We start from the raw sequence: 17,181 nt of genomic DNA on the forward strand, positions 1-17,181 counted from the left end.
TTGTTCTTAAGGTGGACAAATGAGTAAGAACATACGATTAAGCTGGCTTCAAAAACCAACATTATTCCTAAAATATGAGACGAAAATTATTTGTTGTGAGCATACTGGTTGTTGGTCTTGTCTCCAGCTTTTATTGGCTTGAGCCTTATTTCAATAACTCTGCTACACAACTGGGGTTTGGTGCAGGGGATAAATTTTTAATTGTTCATGCTGATGATTTGGGACTTACTTCTTCTACCAATAAAGCTTTTATTGATGCGAAAGAAAATGGCTTGATTAACTCGGCCAGTATTATGGTTAACTGCAGGGCGTTTGACGAAATTGCAGAGTATGCTAAGGTCAGGCCAGAGTTTGATTGGGGTGTGCACTTAACTCTGACTTCCGAATGGGATAAGTATAAGTGGGGGGCAATAGCAGAGCCTAATGAAATACCGTCTTTACTTACCAGTGAAGGATACTTTTATTCCCATAAGAAAGATGTTTATAAGCACGCCAACCCTGATGAGGTTTATAAGGAGCTTAAGGCGCAAATAGACAAGGCTATTGCCAGCGGAATTCCTATAACACACCTCGATAGCCATATGGGGGTGCTTTATGGCAGTGCCGATTTTCTGAGGGTTTACATTAAAGTTGGAACCGAATACAATTTACCTGTCTTTATTCCGGAGAGGGCCATTACCAGAGAGCTGTCAAAAGTGTTGGCTGAATTTGACCACAACATTATTATCATCGACAATACTTATTTGAGAGGCACTGTTGCAGACAATGAAAGCCATGGTGATGGTTATTTGGAGTTTATTACTTCATTGGAGCCGGGAATTAATCAAATTTTAATCCATCCGGCCCTGGCAGATAGTGTTCTCCGATCATTTATGGGTGAAGATGTTAGTTATGGGGCTTTATGGAGGCAGAAGGATTATGATTTTTTTAGTAATCCTGATTTAAAAAATATCATCTCTCAAAACGATATCTTTTTAATTGACTGGAAGCAACTGGCTGGAGTGCAGTATAATTAAATTGGGCTCCCGCAGTATAGAAAAGTAGCTGGTCGCTTAAGTATTTCACATGCAAAGAAATAAGCTGCTTGATCTGCTTAAATTGTTATTGGCCTTTCTTGTGATAACCGGCCATGCAAAGTTTTTAACAGATACAAGTGAAAGTTTAAGCTATTACCTGAATAATGGACTTTTTAGGATTGTTGTACCTATTTTCTTAATAATTAGTGGGTACTACTTTAGTAATGCCGTTAATGGTCATAAAGTCATCAGATGGTTTAAAAAGATTTTACTCATCTATCTGATATGGATGGCCGTATACATTCCAATGTGGTTTGTGATGGATTTTGCGAATTTCATGATGAAGCTGTTTATGGGGTGGCATCATCTATGGTACTTGATTGCAATTGTTTATGCCGGTATATGTGTTTATGCGCTTAAGGATGTGAAGGCATCACTACTTATTGGTTTAGCTTTTTTTCTACTTGTTACCGGATATATAATTCAGCTGGGATTTATTACAGATTTTTTCACTGACTTCCCCTACTTAAGTAAACACTCGCGTTACATTTATAGAAGCTTTATTTTTATTGGCTTTCCTTATTTTTATGTTGGCTATTACATCCGGCAACAAAATGTAGCAGCAAAGCTAAATCGGGCACAATCGATATTACTCGTTTGTGTGGGGCTTGTTTTGATAAATCTGGAGAGCTATTTTTTTTACAATCAACTTAACCTGCACAGGGAAATAGATATAAAACTCTCAGCTTTAGTGTTGGCGCCGTCATTATTTATTCTCACTTCAAAATTTAATCTAAAGATGAATGTTGATGGGAAGATGTTGGCGGTCTATTCAACGAACATCTATTTAATACATGTCTGGCTTTTGGTGTTTTATCGCACTTTTTTTAGCTTACCCAAGCTACTGTTGCCGGTAATTGTTTTTTTAACTTCTGTTGTGCTAATTACATTGGGCTTAAAAGTTAAAAGAGGGCTACCGGGTTTCATCCGGCACTTGGCTGTGTTCAAGAAATAACGCGTAATGGTTTTCGGCATGAACGGATTTATCAGATGGGCTTTTTCAGGCTGAAGCTCCAGGTGTATTTGGTCAAATCAAAAAAAACAAAAGCAGAGTCGGCAATATGCCTGGCTCTGCTTTTTGTATTTATTAATAATAACCTCAGTTCGACATAAATTTTAGAACTCAGATCAACCGTCTATGCGTATTATTGTGCTTCGTAGGCTCCAACATCAGGGCGCTCACTTTGAACTCTTGTATTGCCGGTAATGTCATTACCAAGTCCTGAGATGACATCACCACCATTAATTGCAGCCGCCCCTCCGGCTAGCCTAAAGTTATTGGCCGACATATCGACAAAGTCATCTTCATCGGCAATCATGTTTGAAGCATCAAAGGCTTCGTAAGGCTTCGTATCTGAATAGAATAAGCAATTCTTCATTACATAGGTATCTAAATCAGCAGCCCAGGTCTCTCCATCATCGTTTCGCTCTCCCTGGTCATGGAAGAAGAAGTTGTCATTTGGGCCACAGGTAGCATGTGTAATGGTCATATTCTTTATCATCCGTTCAAACCTGAAAACGTACTCGTTGTTGAAGGCAAGAACATTGTGGATGGTAGCATGTGCACCTCCTTGTTCCTCATTATTAACTTCACCTCTCATTCTGAAAACAAACTGGTTGTTATAAGCTGTAACAGCATTGAATGTCCAATCTGTTTGGTACTTTACGTTGAATACCGAGCGGTTACTAAAGAATGGAACCTTGGCAAAATCATGCACTAAGATATTTGTAATTGTTACCTTAGGGCGATGTGTTAATGGTTCGTTTTCGTAAGTTTTGGTATCAATCCCGTTTTCACCAGGTGAAGCGCCTGCACTCCAGTCACCCGAATTTTGGGCTAATGGTCCTGTCCATAATCTGGTGTGTTCCACAGTCAGGTTATCCCAAAGCTTCTCAGCACATTTATTATACCTGTCCGGATCTACCTGTAAACAGTCTCCCGATGCGTGGTGTATATCGCAATGTATAATTTTTAAGTTGTTACAGTGTGTACCTGTTATGGCGTGCGCATCAACCGGGCCATTTTCAGAGCCTCTCAAAATATGGTGAATTTCGCAGTTTTCAATTGTGATATTGTCTGCAGCAACGGTTACGCCACCTACTTTTGCATTTTTAACCTCGCAATTGCGAAGAGTTGAGTTATCGCCATTGTATCCAAGGTAGTTGTCAAAGCTAATACTCTGGCCATCAACCTCTCTTGGCATGCCGTAGTGAGCAAAAACTACCAGTTCTCTAAAGGCTCTTTCATTCAATTGAAGCTCTTCGTTCCAGTACTTCATATTAAAGTCTTCATGTGCCCAGCTGCCGTCCATAACAAAACCACTCACAATGTAGTACTGATTGCGTATCAGGAAGATTTCGCCGCCGTAGCCGGGGGCTCTTTTTAGAATTGGTCTATCATACAAATCTTCAGCCTCAATAAGAATTGGTTTTTCCTGTGTGGCATCATTCATTGTGGCTATTCTGCTGTTGATCAGGTAAGTTCCTGATTTTACGTAAATCTGATCGCCTGGTTCAGCTATTGCCAGTGCGTTGTTAATGTCGTTAAATGGGTTGGCTTTAGTACCGTCTCCGTTAGTACTAACGTTGGCTACGTAATACTGTGTTCCGTCGGTTGATTTGATCTCGCTACTGCTGATTGGGGTTTCCAGTAAACCAGGAGTTGGAAACTTTCCCATGCTTGGGGGTAATATTTCATCTGGTTTTTCTTCAGGAACTGTTGGGCCTGATTCATCGATAATTGCATCTTGTTCACATCCAACATAAAAGATGGATGTTATAACTAATAATAAAAAGAAAACCGTCCTACTCATAATTAAATTTTTTACATAATTAATCCATTACGTTTAAAAGCAGTGCTTCTAAACATTCACCCCACTATACTTCTTTTTTTTATGCTTTATTTAGGTACCCTCTATCGCAAAAAAATGTATCAGTTATGCATAAGGTCTATGTCAATAATCTGGCGCAATTTATGTATCAAATACGAATGTTCATCAAAAATGTTGTTAAAAATTCCGGTTTTTTTAATGTTTTAACATTCAGTGGGATATGTTATTGTGACCAATCCCAGAGAGCGTAAGGGCTTGCAAAGAATGAAGGTGATTTTCGGCTTAACATTTGTTTTAGCCAGAAAAGTGACATTTGTCATTCTATTTCTAAGTGTCAGTATAACTATTTCACAATTAGTGGGGTGATGAAGTGGATAGGGTGAGGGTGGCGGAGTAGATGACAGATGGTATCATTGCGTAAATTTAAAAGAAAGTACGGGGCTGTTGGAGGATGTGGTTCGTCACATCTGGTGATTCGGATGCACTATGGCATCTGTGGTATTTTTTAAGATTACAGGAGGTGGTTTGTTGATCATGGATAGTCGTTTGTCAAACGACTGATACGCCGCTAATGGTTGGTGCTTTTTATGGCCAGGTGAGGTGAGGCAGAAGATTGCATGGTCATAAATCAGGGATGGCGCCAAAAACTCAAAATGACTTATAAGTAGCTGATTTTGTTAATACCACGAAACCATTGTTTAGTGGAATTATTTTGTGTGTCTGACAAAAAATGGCTCTACATAACCTCTAGTTAAGTATATTGGTACTTAAATTAATAGGGAGATATGAAAGAGAAAATTAAGGAATTCATTGGAGAGATTACGTTCATGGATACTTCATCACTAGGCGATGAATTAATGCTTTTTGAAGAAGGGGTATTCGACTCAATGGGATTGTTAAGTTTGATTACTTTTTTGGATGAGGAGTGGGGCGTAAAAATAGATGATACTGATTTGTCAGAAGAGAATTTCCAGAGCGTAAATGCGATTGTGGCGTTTCTTGAAAGAAAGTTAGTCTCACAAAGCTAGAATAGATGTGTGGAATTGTTGGATTTCTGAACCATAACTTTATAGCAGACCATCAACAGGTTATTCTTAATAAGATGCTGACACGCATTGCATATAGGGGACCCGATGAAACAGGACTATATCTTCACCCAAAGTGCGCGATGGGCAGTGTGCGATTAAGTATTGTGGACCTTAGTTCGGGGCAGCAACCCTTGACTAATCAGGATGGTACTATGTGGATTGCCTATAATGGTGAAGTTTACAACCACATAGAGTTGCGTGCCAAACTCAAGAAAAAAGGACATCAGTTCAGAACATCGAGTGACACAGAAGTGGTACTGCATATGTATGAGGAGTATGGTGCTGCTTGTCTGAGTCAACTCAACGGGCAATTTGCTTTTTCTATTTGGGATGAAAAGCGAAAACGCCTCTTTTTGGCCCGGGATCGCTTTGGAATTCGACCATTGTTTTATACTCAGGTCAATCATCAATTAATCTATGCATCGGAAATAAAATGCTTGTTTGAACACCCTCAGGTCGAGAGAGCTGTTGACCATTATGGCCTTAAAGAATCATTAACCTTTTGGGCACCACTGTCGCCCGGCACCTTTTTCGACGGCGTTAAAGAGCTCCCTGCTGGTTGTTACCTGGAAGCAGATAGCAGTGGTTTTAGCATTGAACACTATTGGAAACATCAGTTTACTGATAATTACTTTCAAGGATCGCGAGACGAGGCAGCTGAAGAGTTGCGCATGTTGCTGAAGGATAGTGTGAAGTTGCGCTTGCGCGCTGATGTGCCGGTGGCCGCCTACTTAAGCGGAGGCTTAGATTCAAGTGTTACCACTGCTTTGGTCAAAGAGATAAAGCCCGATATTTTAAATACTTTTTCAATAGGATTTGATGAGCGCTCTTTTGATGAGTCAGCTTATCAGAATGAGGTGGCAGGTTTTTTCAACACCAACCATAAAAGTATTTCCTGCTCCAATGAAGACATTGCCAAATGGTTACCATTGGCTGTTTATCATGCCGAGACGCCACTCTTGCGCACTTCTCCAATTCCAATGATGCTGTTATCATCACTCGTGCGACAAAACAATATTAAAGTCGTTTTAACCGGAGAAGGAGCTGATGAAATATTGGGCGGCTATAATATCTTTAAAGAAGCAATCATTCGACAGTTTTGGTCGAGGCAGCCACATTCCAAAATCAGGCCTCTTTTGCTAAAAAGGTTGTATCCATATATTCCTCAGTTGGAAGGGGCTTCAGCTTTACACTTAAAAATGTTTTTTGGCTATCAGCTGGAACACACCGATTCGCCGGTTTACTCTCATTTAGTGCGGTGGCGAAATGGACAGCAGCTCACTAATCTTCTGGCAGTTGATGTTGCCAAAAGCATAGAGAATTACCACCCTATACAGAATTTATCCGAAAGGTTGTTTGAGGAAGTCAAGGGGTATAGCGTACTCGAAAAAGCACAACTAATCGAGAGCCGACTGTTTATGTCGGGTTACCTGCTCTCCTCGCAAGGAGACAGAATGGCAATGGCCAATTCAGTTGAAGGTCGTTATCCGTTTCTCGATCATCGTGTGGTTGAGTTTTGTGCAACGTTGCCCGATGATTATAAAATTAAGGGCTTAAACGAAAAGGTACTCCTTAAAACAATGATGCAAAACCAATTGCCACCTTCGGTTATCAACAGACCAAAACAGGCTTATAGAGCACCTGTTGCTCAGTCGCTTGTGCACGACCCGCAATTATTGGATGAGTACCTGAATTCTGATTTCTTAAAGCAATCGGGCTTGTTTAATCCTGCAAAAGTGGCTGCACTACTTAAAAAAATACAGGCAAGTCCATCGGTTACAGAGCAAGATAGTATGGCTCTAATAGGGGTTTTAACATCACAAATATTGTATAAGCAATTTATATCTGATTACCGGACCATGCACGAGGAGACCCTCCTGAATGGGGAAGTGAAAAATAAACAAGTAATTATTTGACAACGCAAAACAATGACTAAACCTAAATTTACTAAGGAGATAATTAAGTTAGCTAATGTAGATGCCACCATTGATCGGATTGTAACAAAGTTGAAAGATGATGTATATCGAGTGCTGCGACGGCGCGGAGGAGTGGTTGGAATTAGTGGCGGGATAGACTCGTCGGTAACGCTGGCACTGGCAGTGAAGGCATTTGGAGCAAAGAATGTGTTAGGGGTGATGTTGCCCGAAAAAGACTCGAGTGACGAAAGTAAGGCTTTAGCGTTACAGCTGGCACAGAAGTTTGGTGTAGACGTTGTAGAAGAAAATATAAGTGGAGCACTTGAGGGGTTTGGCTGCTACAGTCGAAGAGATGAGGCGGTGAAGCGCGTTATACCGGAGTTTAATCCACAAACTGATAAGATGAAGATCGGAATTCCCGATGAGTTTTTAAACTCTAAGCTTCCTCCGGTTTTTTATGTAACAGTTATATTTGCTGATAACACTGAAAAAAGTGAACGTCTACCCCTGAATGAATACCTCCAGATTGTGGCGGCTTCAAACTTTAAGCAACGAAGCCGCATGTCCATGCTTTATTACCATGCAGAAGCCAGGCATTATGCTGTTATCGGTACACCCAATAAGCATGAAGTTAAGCAAGGCTTTTTTGTAAAGTATGGAGATGGCGGTGCAGATGTTATGCCCATAGGCAACTTATATAAAACACAAGTTTATGAGTTGGCCAGTGTACTTGGTGTTCCTCACGACATCATTAACCGGGTACCAACTACCGATACCTATACGGCAGAGCAAACGCAGGAAGAGTTTTTCTATCAGATGCCTTTTGAAACAATGGATTTATTGTGGCATGCCTGGGAAAGCGAATATGCACCAGCTGAAGTAGGGCCTGTGGTCGGTAAGGATGCCTCCGAAGTAAGTAGCATATTCAAGAATTTTGAGCGTAAAATGAAAACCACAGATTATTTACGGAGGTCACCTATTCACAACTATTAAAAGCCGCTTAAATGAACTGTGTTGATTATTTGTTACAGGAGCATCTGGCTCGTGAGGGCGATTTTATTCTGGGGAGAAACACAACTTTATCATACCCACAGCTTATTGAGCGGGTATTGAAGCTATCGGGCTGGTTCCAACAAAACATTGGTCAGGGAAATAATGTGATATTGATGCTTCCCAATAGTGCTCTTTCAGTTGTCGCTTATTTGGCGATTATGAAGTCAGGCAATGTTGTTGTGCCTTTAAATCCAGCTATGGAAGAGGGTAATTTCAAGGAAATTGCTGCTTGCTCCGCTGCTCAATGCATGGTAGCCAGTCAGCAGGTGGCAAGGCGGTTGAGTCCGTCCATAGAGATAATACTTTGTGAAGCAGAGCTGGAAGATATAATGCAGCATCCACAAACGCCATTATGGAGCTATGCAACAAGCGAAGCAGGCGAACTGGCACAAATCATTTTCACGTCTGGTTCAACGGCAAAACCTAAAGGGGTCATGCTTTCGCACCGCAACATTATTGCCAATACCGATTCAATTGTTGCCTATTTGAACCTTACAGATACCGACATCATCGAAATAGTTTTGCCTTTTTACTATTGCTACGGACTGTCCTTATTGCATACGCATTTGAAGGTTGGCGGAAGTGTTGTACTCAATAACACTTTTATTTTTTTGAACTCGGTTTTAGACGATTTGCAAAAGTATAAGTGCACTGGTTTTGCAGGGGTGCCCAGCCATTTTCAAATTTTATTGCGAAAGTCAGAGAGCTTCAAAACGCAGAAGTTCCCAAACCTGAAGTATGTGACCCAAGCGGGCGGTAAGCTGCATAATGCCTTCATTAAAGAGTTTTGTGCCTGCCATCCAACAATTGATTTCATTGTTATGTATGGGCAAACAGAAGCCACCGCCCGTTTATCATACCTGCCTCCAAACCGGTTGAAAGATAAGCTGGGTTCATTGGGGAAAGGCATTCCCGGAGTTGAACTAAGGGTTGTTAATAAGGAAGGAAAAACGGTTAAGGCAGGTGAAGTAGGCGAAATTATTGCGAAAGGAGATAATGTGATGATGGGCTACTTTGAGGACCCTGAAGAAACGGCAGAAACCCTAAAAAAAGGTTGGCTGTACACAGGTGATCTGGCCACAGTGGATGATGAAGGGTTTATCTTTCATTCCGCGCGTCGTAAAGATATTATGAAGGTAGGAGGAAGGCGGGTGAGCCCTAAAGAGATTGAGGAGGTGATTGTAGGAATTAATGGTGTGATTGATTGCACTGTTGAGGCTATAGCGGATGACTTGCAGGGAGAGGCTGTAAAAGCCACTGTTGTATTGAATAAGAATCATGCGGAGGTGACTGCGTTGTATATAAAAAAAGTGTGTGCCGATAGTTTGTCAATTTATAAGGTGCCAAAAGTTATTGAGTTTTTGAGCGACATTAAGGTGAGTGCTACCGGTAAAAAGGTAAAAGGATGAGTAGCTGGTTGCAACTATCAGATGCGTTGCATTAATCTACTTTTTATTACAATTCATAAAAATCAATCGCGATTTTATGTTTTTTGATTAGTGAAGGATTTTCGTACAGGAAGTTAGAAATATGTATGGCGAGTGGTGATTGGTGGTGATTAGAGGGTTGCTATTGAGAAGATTAAAGTCTAATAGAACTGTACAAATGCTTAATATACTCGTACATTGTTTTATAATAAACTGATATCAACTGGGATGAGAAGTATCGAATCAATTAGTGCTATAGGAGTCAGTCAGGAGATCGAAAATACTACTCAGAGTGAGCTGGCAATTATTTCATCTGCAGGCCCCAAACAAGAAACAAAAGCAGGCCAGGCTAAAGAGGCGCTTTTAAAGCAGATGGACATAAAGGTGTATGATTACATTGCCCAACATGTTATACCAGAGAGGGAAAGTGTGAGGGTGATGGATATCTATAAAATTGATCAACTGGATAATAGAGCCACGGAAAGAGCCCGAAGTCTAATTAATATTCATCAAATTAACGATGTAAAGTACATCAATAAATTCCTGAAACGGGTCAATGCCAATCTGCCTGATGCAGGGTTGTTTATTGGATGTATTGAAACCGTTCAAATCAGAAAAAGGAAGCTGTTTGCCAACGGGCGTAATATTTTTAAATCTCTCTACTGGTTTTTTTGTTTTATTTTTCATCGAGTGATGCCCAAAATCCGATATGTACAAAAAGTCTACTTTGGCATTACCAAAGGGAAGTTCCGTTGGTTAACAATGGCTGAAATGCTCGGACGCCTTGTTAGCTGTGGCTTTGAGATTATCGAATACAAAGAAATTGAAGGTAAGCTGTATTTTGTTGTGATGAAAACCCACGAGCCAACCAACAACCAAAAACCTTCATTCGGACCTTTGTTTGCCATGAATAGAATTGGAAAAAACGGTAAGCTCATCAAAGTCTATAAATTGCGAACCATGCACCCCTATTCTGAATTTTTGCAGGACTTTGTGGTGAAACTTAATGGTTACAATGAAGTGGGTAAACCAGCCAATGATTTTAGGTTGGCCGACTGGGGCCGTCTTTACCGAAAATACTGGCTGGATGAAATTCCTCAATTTATCAATGTACTGAAAGGGGAGTTGGCGATAGTTGGCGTGCGTCCCTTGAGTCAAACCCGTTTTAATGAATTACCCGAGGATGTAAGGCAAAAACGCATTCGTTTTAAACCCGGGTGTATTCCACCGTATGTTGCGTTAAATATGCCTGATAGTGAGCAGAATATAGAAGCCGAGCGGATTTACATGGCAGCCAAAGAAAAGGCCCCTTTTCTAACTGATGTTAAATACTTTATAATGGCCGTATATAACATTTTAACGGGCAAAATAAAGAGTTCATAATTACTATTGATAATGAGTAAAAGATAGCATAAATTTATTTTTATGTTATCAATGCTAAACCTTTTTCTCAGGAAGGCTCCTTTTGTAAGGATTGTTATTCCTATCATCATTGGTATTTACAGCGCTTATAAGTTGCCATCATCGGTATATGCAAGTGCTATTGTTTGCATAACGTTATTTGTTTCTTTTAGTGCTATTGTCTTCTGGCAACATAAAGTGGGCACGTACAGATACCGGTTCTTTTCAGGGTTTATCGGTTTCATCATGCTTTTTGCTTTTGCTGTGCTTTATTTTCAGCTTCGAAAACCCTCAAGTATCGATTCAGACAGTTCAACAGGCATACAAGTCCAGGTGATACAGTTCATAGGTGAAACAGATAAGAACCACAAATATGAAGTGTTTTTGAAAGGAGTGGCTTGTGATTCATTGTTGAGTTACGTTGATGGTAAAGGCATTATTTATATTCCCAAAGAGGAACCTAGTACTAAGCATAATACGGGTGACGAACTTTATCTGTCCGGCCATTTTATTCCATTTTTGAAACCTGATACCCGATTTGATTTTGACTACAGCACGTATTTGCGTAATCAGAGAATAGTTTTTCGATACTTGGTGCAAGGCCTGGATGTAGTAGATGTTGAGCCTGCTTACCTGCATCCAACTCTGTTAAGTGTAAAGCTTAAAAACTATTTGCGAAACAGCTACTTGAATGGTGGACTCAGTGATGCTCAGTTAGCCATTTTAAATGCCCTTTTCTTAGGTGATAAAAGCCTTTTAAGCTATGAGCAAAAAAGTGCCTTTTCAAAGGCCGGGGCCATGCATCTATTAGCTGTAAGCGGGTTGCATGTAGGAATCATTTATATGCTGCTGCTTGGTGTGGCATCGCTTGTAAGGCTTAAACGAAAAAAGGTTTTAATGGCTGTTTTCGTCATTGCCTGTCTTTGGTTTTATGCGGGTGTAACAGGCTTTTCTCCATCCGTGTTGAGGGCAAGCCTCATGTTTACAATTCTTGAGTTTGGGCGCATTTCGAACAAGCAAACTGGTATTTTTAATTTGCTTGGAGCGTCCATGTTTATCATCATTCTTATTGAACCGTTGTCTGTTTTCAATATTGGTTTTTGGTTAAGTCACGTGGCAGTAGCATCTATTGTGATGTTTTACCCAAAAATAAATAATTGGGTGCATTTTCAATTTCCGCCTTTCCGATGGATGTGGTCGATCATTGCCGTATCTTTGGCTGCACAAATCGGCACGCTCCCAATAAGCATCTATGCCTTTCATCAGTTTCCGGTATACTTTATGCTGGCAAATGTGTTGTTGATTCCACTGGTAACCCCCATACTGCTGTTAGCTCTTCTTGGCGCGCTACTATCCTTTTCCAGCTTTTGTTTGCAATTGATTCTTCCGGCCCTCAGTAGTCTTTTGGGTTTAATGGAGGAGGTTACTTTATGGATTGAATCCCTCCCGTTTTCCATCATCAATAATTTATATGTGGCCTGGTGGCAGCTGCCAATGTGCTATGGGGCCATTGTGCTTTTGCTTGTCTATATCAACTACCGTTTTCTTAATCACCTGAAATATGCCCTGTGGGCTTTTATTATTGTGGGGAGCAGCTTTCATGTTCGAAAGCTTTTTATACCCGATGAAGTGGTGTATGTAGCTAAGGTCAGTAATAAAAGTGTTGTGAATTATATTGGGCCCGATGCGAATGTTGTTTATAGCGATGCTGACCTGACAGAGAAAGAGGTGAGTTTTGCATTTAGTGGATTATGGGCCTATTGCAATGCGAAATCAGCCCACATTGCGAGCAAAACGAATGATAAACTTAACAGCTTACCAGTTGTTTATTTAGTGGGAGGTGAGTCGCTGGTAATTTTGCCCAAAGGGGCCCATTGGCCAGATACCCTGAGAGCTACTCCTGTGAATTACCTTGTACTTATGGGGCAGCCAGCAATGTCGTTCAAAAATTTAAAACAAACAATGCCAGCTAAGCACATTATTCTACCCAGCGGGTGGAAATGGTATCAAAAGAAATGGTTAGGTGAAGAAAGGGATTCTGTTGATAACGTGCATGTTGTGTCCAAAGATGGTGCATATCTGATGGCTTTAAGTCGCAATTAAATATTTATGTCCATTTTTATTTGGAGGATTGGTAGTATTATCTATTAATTTGCGGTGTTTTTGTCGAGCAAAAACATTTTAAAAGAACGGGTACTTATGAGAATTTTTATTGCAGGGGCAGGTGAAGTAGGAACACATTTGGCCAAAATGTTATGCGCTGCCAATCATGATGTCATTCTAATGGATGAACAGGAAGAAAAGCTTAAGCAGATTGATGCGCATTTTGATTTGATGACCATTGTGGGAAGCATCTCGTCCATTGAGGATTTGCGGGAAGCGAATGTCAAGTCGTGTGATCTTTTTATTGCCGTGCCTCCCTATCAGGACATGAGTATCCTATCTTGTATACTGGCAAAACAGCTGGGGGCTAAAACCACGATTGCCCGGGTGAATAACCACGAATATTTGATGGAGGAGAATAAAGAGTTCTTCGGTAAGCTAGGTATTGATGAGTTAATTTATCCCGAACAGTTGGGGGCACAAGAAGTATTTGCCTCGTTAAAGCAGGTAGGTACCCGGCAGATGTATGAATTTACTGGCAGTAAATTGGTAATGTTTGCCCTCAAAGTGCGTGATAATGCCCCGATTATCAATAAAACACTGGCCGAAATTTCGGCTATGTACGAAAAGCAGGAATACAATATTGTGGCCATTAATCGCGATGGTGAAACAATCATTCCGAGAGGAAAAGAGACGCTTCAGCACAATGACCTCGTCTATATCATTACTACCAAATCGGCAGTAAAGCAGGTGATGGAAGACGCCGGTAAAAAGCAGTTTGAAATTAAAAATGTAATGATTCTGGGCGGCAGTCGCATAGGTAAAAAAGTGGCTGAAAAACTGGAAGGTCGATACAGTATTAAGCTGATTGAAATAGATAAGGATAAGGCGGCGCGTTTGGCCGACGCTTTGGCCGACACCTTGGTTATTAATGGTGATGGGCGAAATCTGGAGCTGCTCAAGGATGAGGGAATCAAAAAAATGGATGCTTTTGTTGCCGTAACCGGTAATTCGGAGGTGAATATTCTGGCCTGCCAGTTAGCTAAAAAAATGGGGGTGAAAAAAACAGTTGCTGAAGTAGAGAATATTGACTACATCGATTTGGCCGAGAACATAGGTATTGGAACATTGATCAATAAAAAGCTGATTGCTGCCAGTCACATCTATCGCTACACGCTTCGTGCGCATGTGTCGCATGTTAAGTGCCTTACAGCTACCGATGCCGAGGTGTTGGAGCTCATTGCACAACCAGGTTCTAAAATTACCAAAGGCTCCTTACGAAAATTAAACCTGCCCAAGGATGTCAATATCGGAGGTGTTATCAGAGGCGAATCAGCCATTATAGCCAGTGGCGATACAGAGATAGAAGCTCACGATAAAGTGGTACTGTTTGCCATGCCATCCAGCTTCGCCAAAATTGAAAAAATGTTTAGTTAATCACATATCTGCCAAGTTATGAATAAGGATATTCTTTTTTACCTGATGATTGGTGTTGGTGTGCTCATTTTTATTGCCTCGCTAACAAATTGGGAATGGTTTTTTAAACAGCGCAGAGCTCAGAGCATGATTAAGTTAATGGGGCGCAATGGGGCACGTATTTTTTATGCGATACTGGGCGCGTTTTTTGCAGGTTTTGGTTGGCTGGTGCTATCTGGACAAATTGATATAGCTTCGCTATTTTAATTTTTTCTGGCGTACATCAATAAGTGCCATTTTCAATCGATCGTTCCAAAACACTCCGAAAGAGAGGGATTAATTGGGGTTAAACGGGTGTGTAAAATAAAACTTAGAGCCAACTCCAGGCGTGCTGTCAACATGAATTTTGCCACCCAATAGTTCCACCAAATTTTTAGCAATTGAAAGGCCCAGGCCCGTGCCTCCCAGGTTGGCGCCAAAGCGCTCTTCCTCTCTGAAAAAGCGATCGAAAATTTGCTTTACCCGTTCCTGTTTAATTCCCACACCGCTGTCTTTCACATAAAAAACAAGCATGTTTTTATTGGCCGTCAGTTCAACGCCAAATTCAACGTGGCCTTTTTCGGTGAACTTAACCGCATTTTCCAGCAGGTTGGTAAGAACTTGTCGCAGTCGCGTCATATCAGTGTTAATGGTGAAATCACCATTGCTTAGGGCCGGATCGATGGTGTAATTGCAGCTTAACTCTTTTTTGGAAAGTCGGTTAATGCGTAGCTGAAATATCTCCAGCAAGTGGTCAAAGAGGTGCTTAATAGCAACGTTATTTTTCACAATTTTTAGTTGTGAAGCCTCTATTTTTGAGATGTCGATAATGTCAGAAATAATGCGCAGGAGTTGTTGAGAATTTTCCTCAACAATATTCAGGTAGTGCTCTCTTTCTTCCCGGCTGATGCACTGGTCTTTAAGAAGGTCTGTAAAGCCCACAATGCCGTTCATCGGTGTTCTTATTTCATGGCTCATGTTTGAGAGAAAGGCTGTTTTTAGCCGGTCACTTTCCTCCGCCTTACACTTTGCTTTTTTAAGTTCGTCATTAATACCTTTTAGTACCTCATTTTGCTGACGTAGCAATACCTCTTTGTTTCTCAGCTCCTCGGTGGTCGTTTTCAGATCGGTTATATCAATCAAGGATACAATAACTTTACTCCAGCACTTTTCGTAGCCAACGGGTATTTTTACTGTGACGGACACGTGTATTTTATTTCCTTTAAATGTGAGGTGTTCCGACTCACTGTCATACTGGCTGTTGCCTTTGTAAAAAGCAATCAGTTCCTCTGTGAAATCATCCAGTGCTTCGTCGTTAAAAACTTTGTCAATATTATTGATGATGAACGCTTTATCGTCAGCCTCCATGTATTGAACGGTCGCCTTGTTTACATTTATTATCCTCACACTGAGTGAGCATTGCTTAACGAACTCCCGGTGTTCTCTGAGGTATTTTTCGATGTCTTCAATGCCGTCTTCGGTTAGTTGATCAAGCAGTTGCCTGGTGGCGCTAAAATCCTCTTCCCAAAGCGATATGGGAGAATCTTCAAACAGTAGTTTAAAGCGTTCCTCACTTAGCGTGAGGTTGCTGTGCATCAGCTGCCGCCTCTGAATTTCATTCTTCAGGTTTTTGTTGGCTTCTGACAGATCGATGGTGCGCTGTAATACTGCTTTTTTCAGGTGCCTGTTGAATAAGAAGAAAACAAGGAGAGCCAGCAGTGATAAGGCCACTGTGGCCAATAGAAAGTACAGTGCTTTTTTAATCTGTTGGTTGTTAAAAAGCTGATAGTCTTCATATAAAAAGCCATCTAATGAGTAATCGGGCTGCAGGAGTCCAATCTTCACAAAGGTGTCAGCTATATATTCCCATCGGTCAGGGTTCATATGGCCGGGTTCAATCAGTTTGGGCATCACTAAATCTTCCATGGTTAGTGATTCGTAACGTAATAAATCGCGGGATAATGATGGGTTATACTTCTTAATAATAATGTTTATCAGCTCGTCCTTATTATCCATGGCGTATACCCAGCCCTCCAACGATGCCTTGATGAATTTATCCGCGATGGTTTTATTTTCTTCCACCATCGATTGTGAAGTGAATAAGATATCACCATACAAATCAATGCCATAGGAGCGCGGTTTAAATATGTTAACTTCAACATTTGCCTGTTCCAGCTGGTAGGGGGCAACCGTGATGTAAGTGGAGATGGCGTCTGTATTGCCTTGTATCAGTTCATTAACATAGCCCACATTGCTTTTGGTGATGTAATTTTCCTCTGGAATATTAAATTTATCCAGCAGGGCTTTGTTTGATGGCAGACCATTAAGGCCGGACGAGATGCGCTTAGTTCTTAAATCTTCAATATACCGAATGTCATCGGCATCTTTTCGGGTTAAGATGACTTCTGGAGAGTGCTGAAAGATAGCTGCCACAGCTACCACCGGCAGGTTTTTATTTCTGGCGATTATCAGTTTGGCAGTCTCTACTCCAAAATCGGCCCTGCCTGAAATAACTTCATCCACAAAATCAATGGAAGTATTACCTTCCTTAACAATAACCACCAGACCCTCATTTTTATAAAAACCTTTTTCGATGGCTGCATAGAAACCGGCAAACTGAAACTGGTGTTGCCATTTGAGCTGCAGAACTACTGTATCTGTTTGCTGGTTAGCCAGTGTTATTTGACTAAAAAATAGGATAAAAATGGCTGTAAGTGGTATAAGGGCTTGTTTCATCAGTAAAAGACTGCATGCTAATTCGACATTTTGAATATACAACCTTTTTTTGGATCATTAAAAATGTGCGCGTGCAGTCTTTTAGCTGATAATGT

At 40.9% G+C, this 17,181-nt stretch carries 12 protein-coding genes; 10 read left to right on the forward strand and 2 right to left on the reverse strand.

Annotated elements, in window-relative coordinates; all coding sequences use genetic code 11:
- Nucleotides 1-74: 74 nt before the first annotated feature.
- The gene (locus ACSX1H_RS09495) at nt 75-1,016 is read left to right on the forward strand and encodes a polysaccharide deacetylase family protein (protein ID WP_439183622.1); all 942 of its coding nucleotides are present in this window, start codon (nt 75-77) and stop codon (nt 1,014-1,016) included.
- A gap of 49 nt (nt 1,017-1,065) precedes the next feature.
- Entirely contained in the window at nt 1,066-2,031 is a 966-nt protein-coding gene (locus ACSX1H_RS09500) for an acyltransferase family protein (protein ID WP_439183623.1), read from the forward strand.
- 190 nt (nt 2,032-2,221) lie between these two features.
- Here the strand turns inward: ACSX1H_RS09500 and ACSX1H_RS09505 are convergent, their stop codons facing one another.
- Nucleotides 2,222-3,889, reverse strand: a complete 1,668-nt coding sequence (locus tag ACSX1H_RS09505; protein ID WP_439183624.1) for a choice-of-anchor Q domain-containing protein — start codon at nt 3,887-3,889, stop codon at nt 2,222-2,224.
- An 803-nt stretch (nt 3,890-4,692) separates the two neighbouring features.
- Between ACSX1H_RS09505 and ACSX1H_RS09510 the strand changes: the two genes are divergently transcribed.
- The 8 genes from ACSX1H_RS09510 (at nt 4,693) to ACSX1H_RS09545 (ending at nt 14,578) form a co-directional block, all read left to right on the forward strand.
- Nucleotides 4,693-4,935 (forward strand): acyl carrier protein, encoded by a 243-nt coding sequence (locus tag ACSX1H_RS09510; RefSeq protein ID WP_439183625.1) that lies wholly within the window; start codon nt 4,693-4,695, stop codon nt 4,933-4,935.
- A 5-nt stretch (nt 4,936-4,940) separates the two neighbouring features.
- On the forward strand, nt 4,941-6,911 hold the full coding sequence (asnB, locus tag ACSX1H_RS09515; RefSeq protein WP_439183626.1) for an asparagine synthase (glutamine-hydrolyzing): 1,971 nt from the start codon (nt 4,941-4,943) through the stop codon (nt 6,909-6,911).
- A 12-nt stretch (nt 6,912-6,923) separates the two neighbouring features.
- Nucleotides 6,924-7,904 (forward strand): NAD(+) synthase, encoded by a 981-nt coding sequence (gene nadE, locus ACSX1H_RS09520; protein WP_439183627.1) that lies wholly within the window; start codon nt 6,924-6,926, stop codon nt 7,902-7,904.
- Between the two features lie 11 nt (nt 7,905-7,915).
- Nucleotides 7,916-9,373, forward strand: a complete 1,458-nt coding sequence (locus ACSX1H_RS09525; protein ID WP_439183628.1) for a class I adenylate-forming enzyme family protein — start codon at nt 7,916-7,918, stop codon at nt 9,371-9,373.
- A gap of 246 nt (nt 9,374-9,619) precedes the next feature.
- Nucleotides 9,620-10,774, forward strand: coding sequence for a sugar transferase (locus tag ACSX1H_RS09530; protein WP_439183629.1), 1,155 nt, complete (start codon nt 9,620-9,622; stop codon nt 10,772-10,774).
- A 42-nt stretch (nt 10,775-10,816) separates the two neighbouring features.
- On the forward strand, nt 10,817-12,895 hold the full coding sequence (locus tag ACSX1H_RS09535) for a ComEC/Rec2 family competence protein (protein WP_439183630.1): 2,079 nt from the start codon (nt 10,817-10,819) through the stop codon (nt 12,893-12,895).
- 96 nt (nt 12,896-12,991) lie between these two features.
- Entirely contained in the window at nt 12,992-14,332 is a 1,341-nt protein-coding gene (gene trkA / locus ACSX1H_RS09540; protein ID WP_439183631.1) for a Trk system potassium transporter TrkA, read from the forward strand.
- Between the two features lie 18 nt (nt 14,333-14,350).
- Complete coding sequence (locus ACSX1H_RS09545) at nt 14,351-14,578, forward strand: immunity 17 family protein (protein ID WP_439183632.1); 228 nt, start codon at nt 14,351-14,353, stop codon at nt 14,576-14,578.
- A gap of 69 nt (nt 14,579-14,647) precedes the next feature.
- Here the strand turns inward: ACSX1H_RS09545 and ACSX1H_RS09550 are convergent, their stop codons facing one another.
- Nucleotides 14,648-17,086, reverse strand: a complete 2,439-nt coding sequence (locus ACSX1H_RS09550; RefSeq protein ID WP_439183633.1) for an ABC transporter substrate-binding protein — start codon at nt 17,084-17,086, stop codon at nt 14,648-14,650.
- Between the last annotated feature and the right edge of the window lie 95 nt (nt 17,087-17,181).

This window comes from Carboxylicivirga taeanensis (assembly GCF_051851475.1).
Taxonomy (GTDB): Bacteria; Bacteroidota; Bacteroidia; order Bacteroidales; family Marinilabiliaceae; genus Carboxylicivirga; species Carboxylicivirga taeanensis.

Excerpts from the sequence above, each read along its gene's own strand:
- ACSX1H_RS09495 (WP_439183622.1), top strand. The coding sequence starts at position 75 with ATGAGACGAAAATTATTTGTTGTGAGCATACTGGTTGTTGGTCTTGTC.
- ACSX1H_RS09500 (WP_439183623.1), top strand. The coding sequence starts at position 1,066 with ATGCAAAGAAATAAGCTGCTTGATCTGCTTAAATTGTTATTGGCCTTT.
- ACSX1H_RS09505 (WP_439183624.1), bottom strand. The coding sequence starts at position 3,889 with ATGAGTAGGACGGTTTTCTTTTTATTATTAGTTATAACATCCATCTTT.
- ACSX1H_RS09510 (WP_439183625.1), top strand. The coding sequence starts at position 4,693 with ATGAAAGAGAAAATTAAGGAATTCATTGGAGAGATTACGTTCATGGAT.
- asnB (WP_439183626.1), top strand. The coding sequence starts at position 4,941 with ATGTGTGGAATTGTTGGATTTCTGAACCATAACTTTATAGCAGACCAT.
- nadE (WP_439183627.1), top strand. The coding sequence starts at position 6,924 with ATGACTAAACCTAAATTTACTAAGGAGATAATTAAGTTAGCTAATGTA.
- ACSX1H_RS09525 (WP_439183628.1), top strand. The coding sequence starts at position 7,916 with ATGAACTGTGTTGATTATTTGTTACAGGAGCATCTGGCTCGTGAGGGC.
- ACSX1H_RS09530 (WP_439183629.1), top strand. The coding sequence starts at position 9,620 with ATGAGAAGTATCGAATCAATTAGTGCTATAGGAGTCAGTCAGGAGATC.
- ACSX1H_RS09535 (WP_439183630.1), top strand. The coding sequence starts at position 10,817 with ATGTTATCAATGCTAAACCTTTTTCTCAGGAAGGCTCCTTTTGTAAGG.
- trkA (WP_439183631.1), top strand. The coding sequence starts at position 12,992 with ATGAGAATTTTTATTGCAGGGGCAGGTGAAGTAGGAACACATTTGGCC.
- ACSX1H_RS09545 (WP_439183632.1), top strand. The coding sequence starts at position 14,351 with ATGAATAAGGATATTCTTTTTTACCTGATGATTGGTGTTGGTGTGCTC.
- ACSX1H_RS09550 (WP_439183633.1), bottom strand. The coding sequence starts at position 17,086 with ATGAAACAAGCCCTTATACCACTTACAGCCATTTTTATCCTATTTTTT.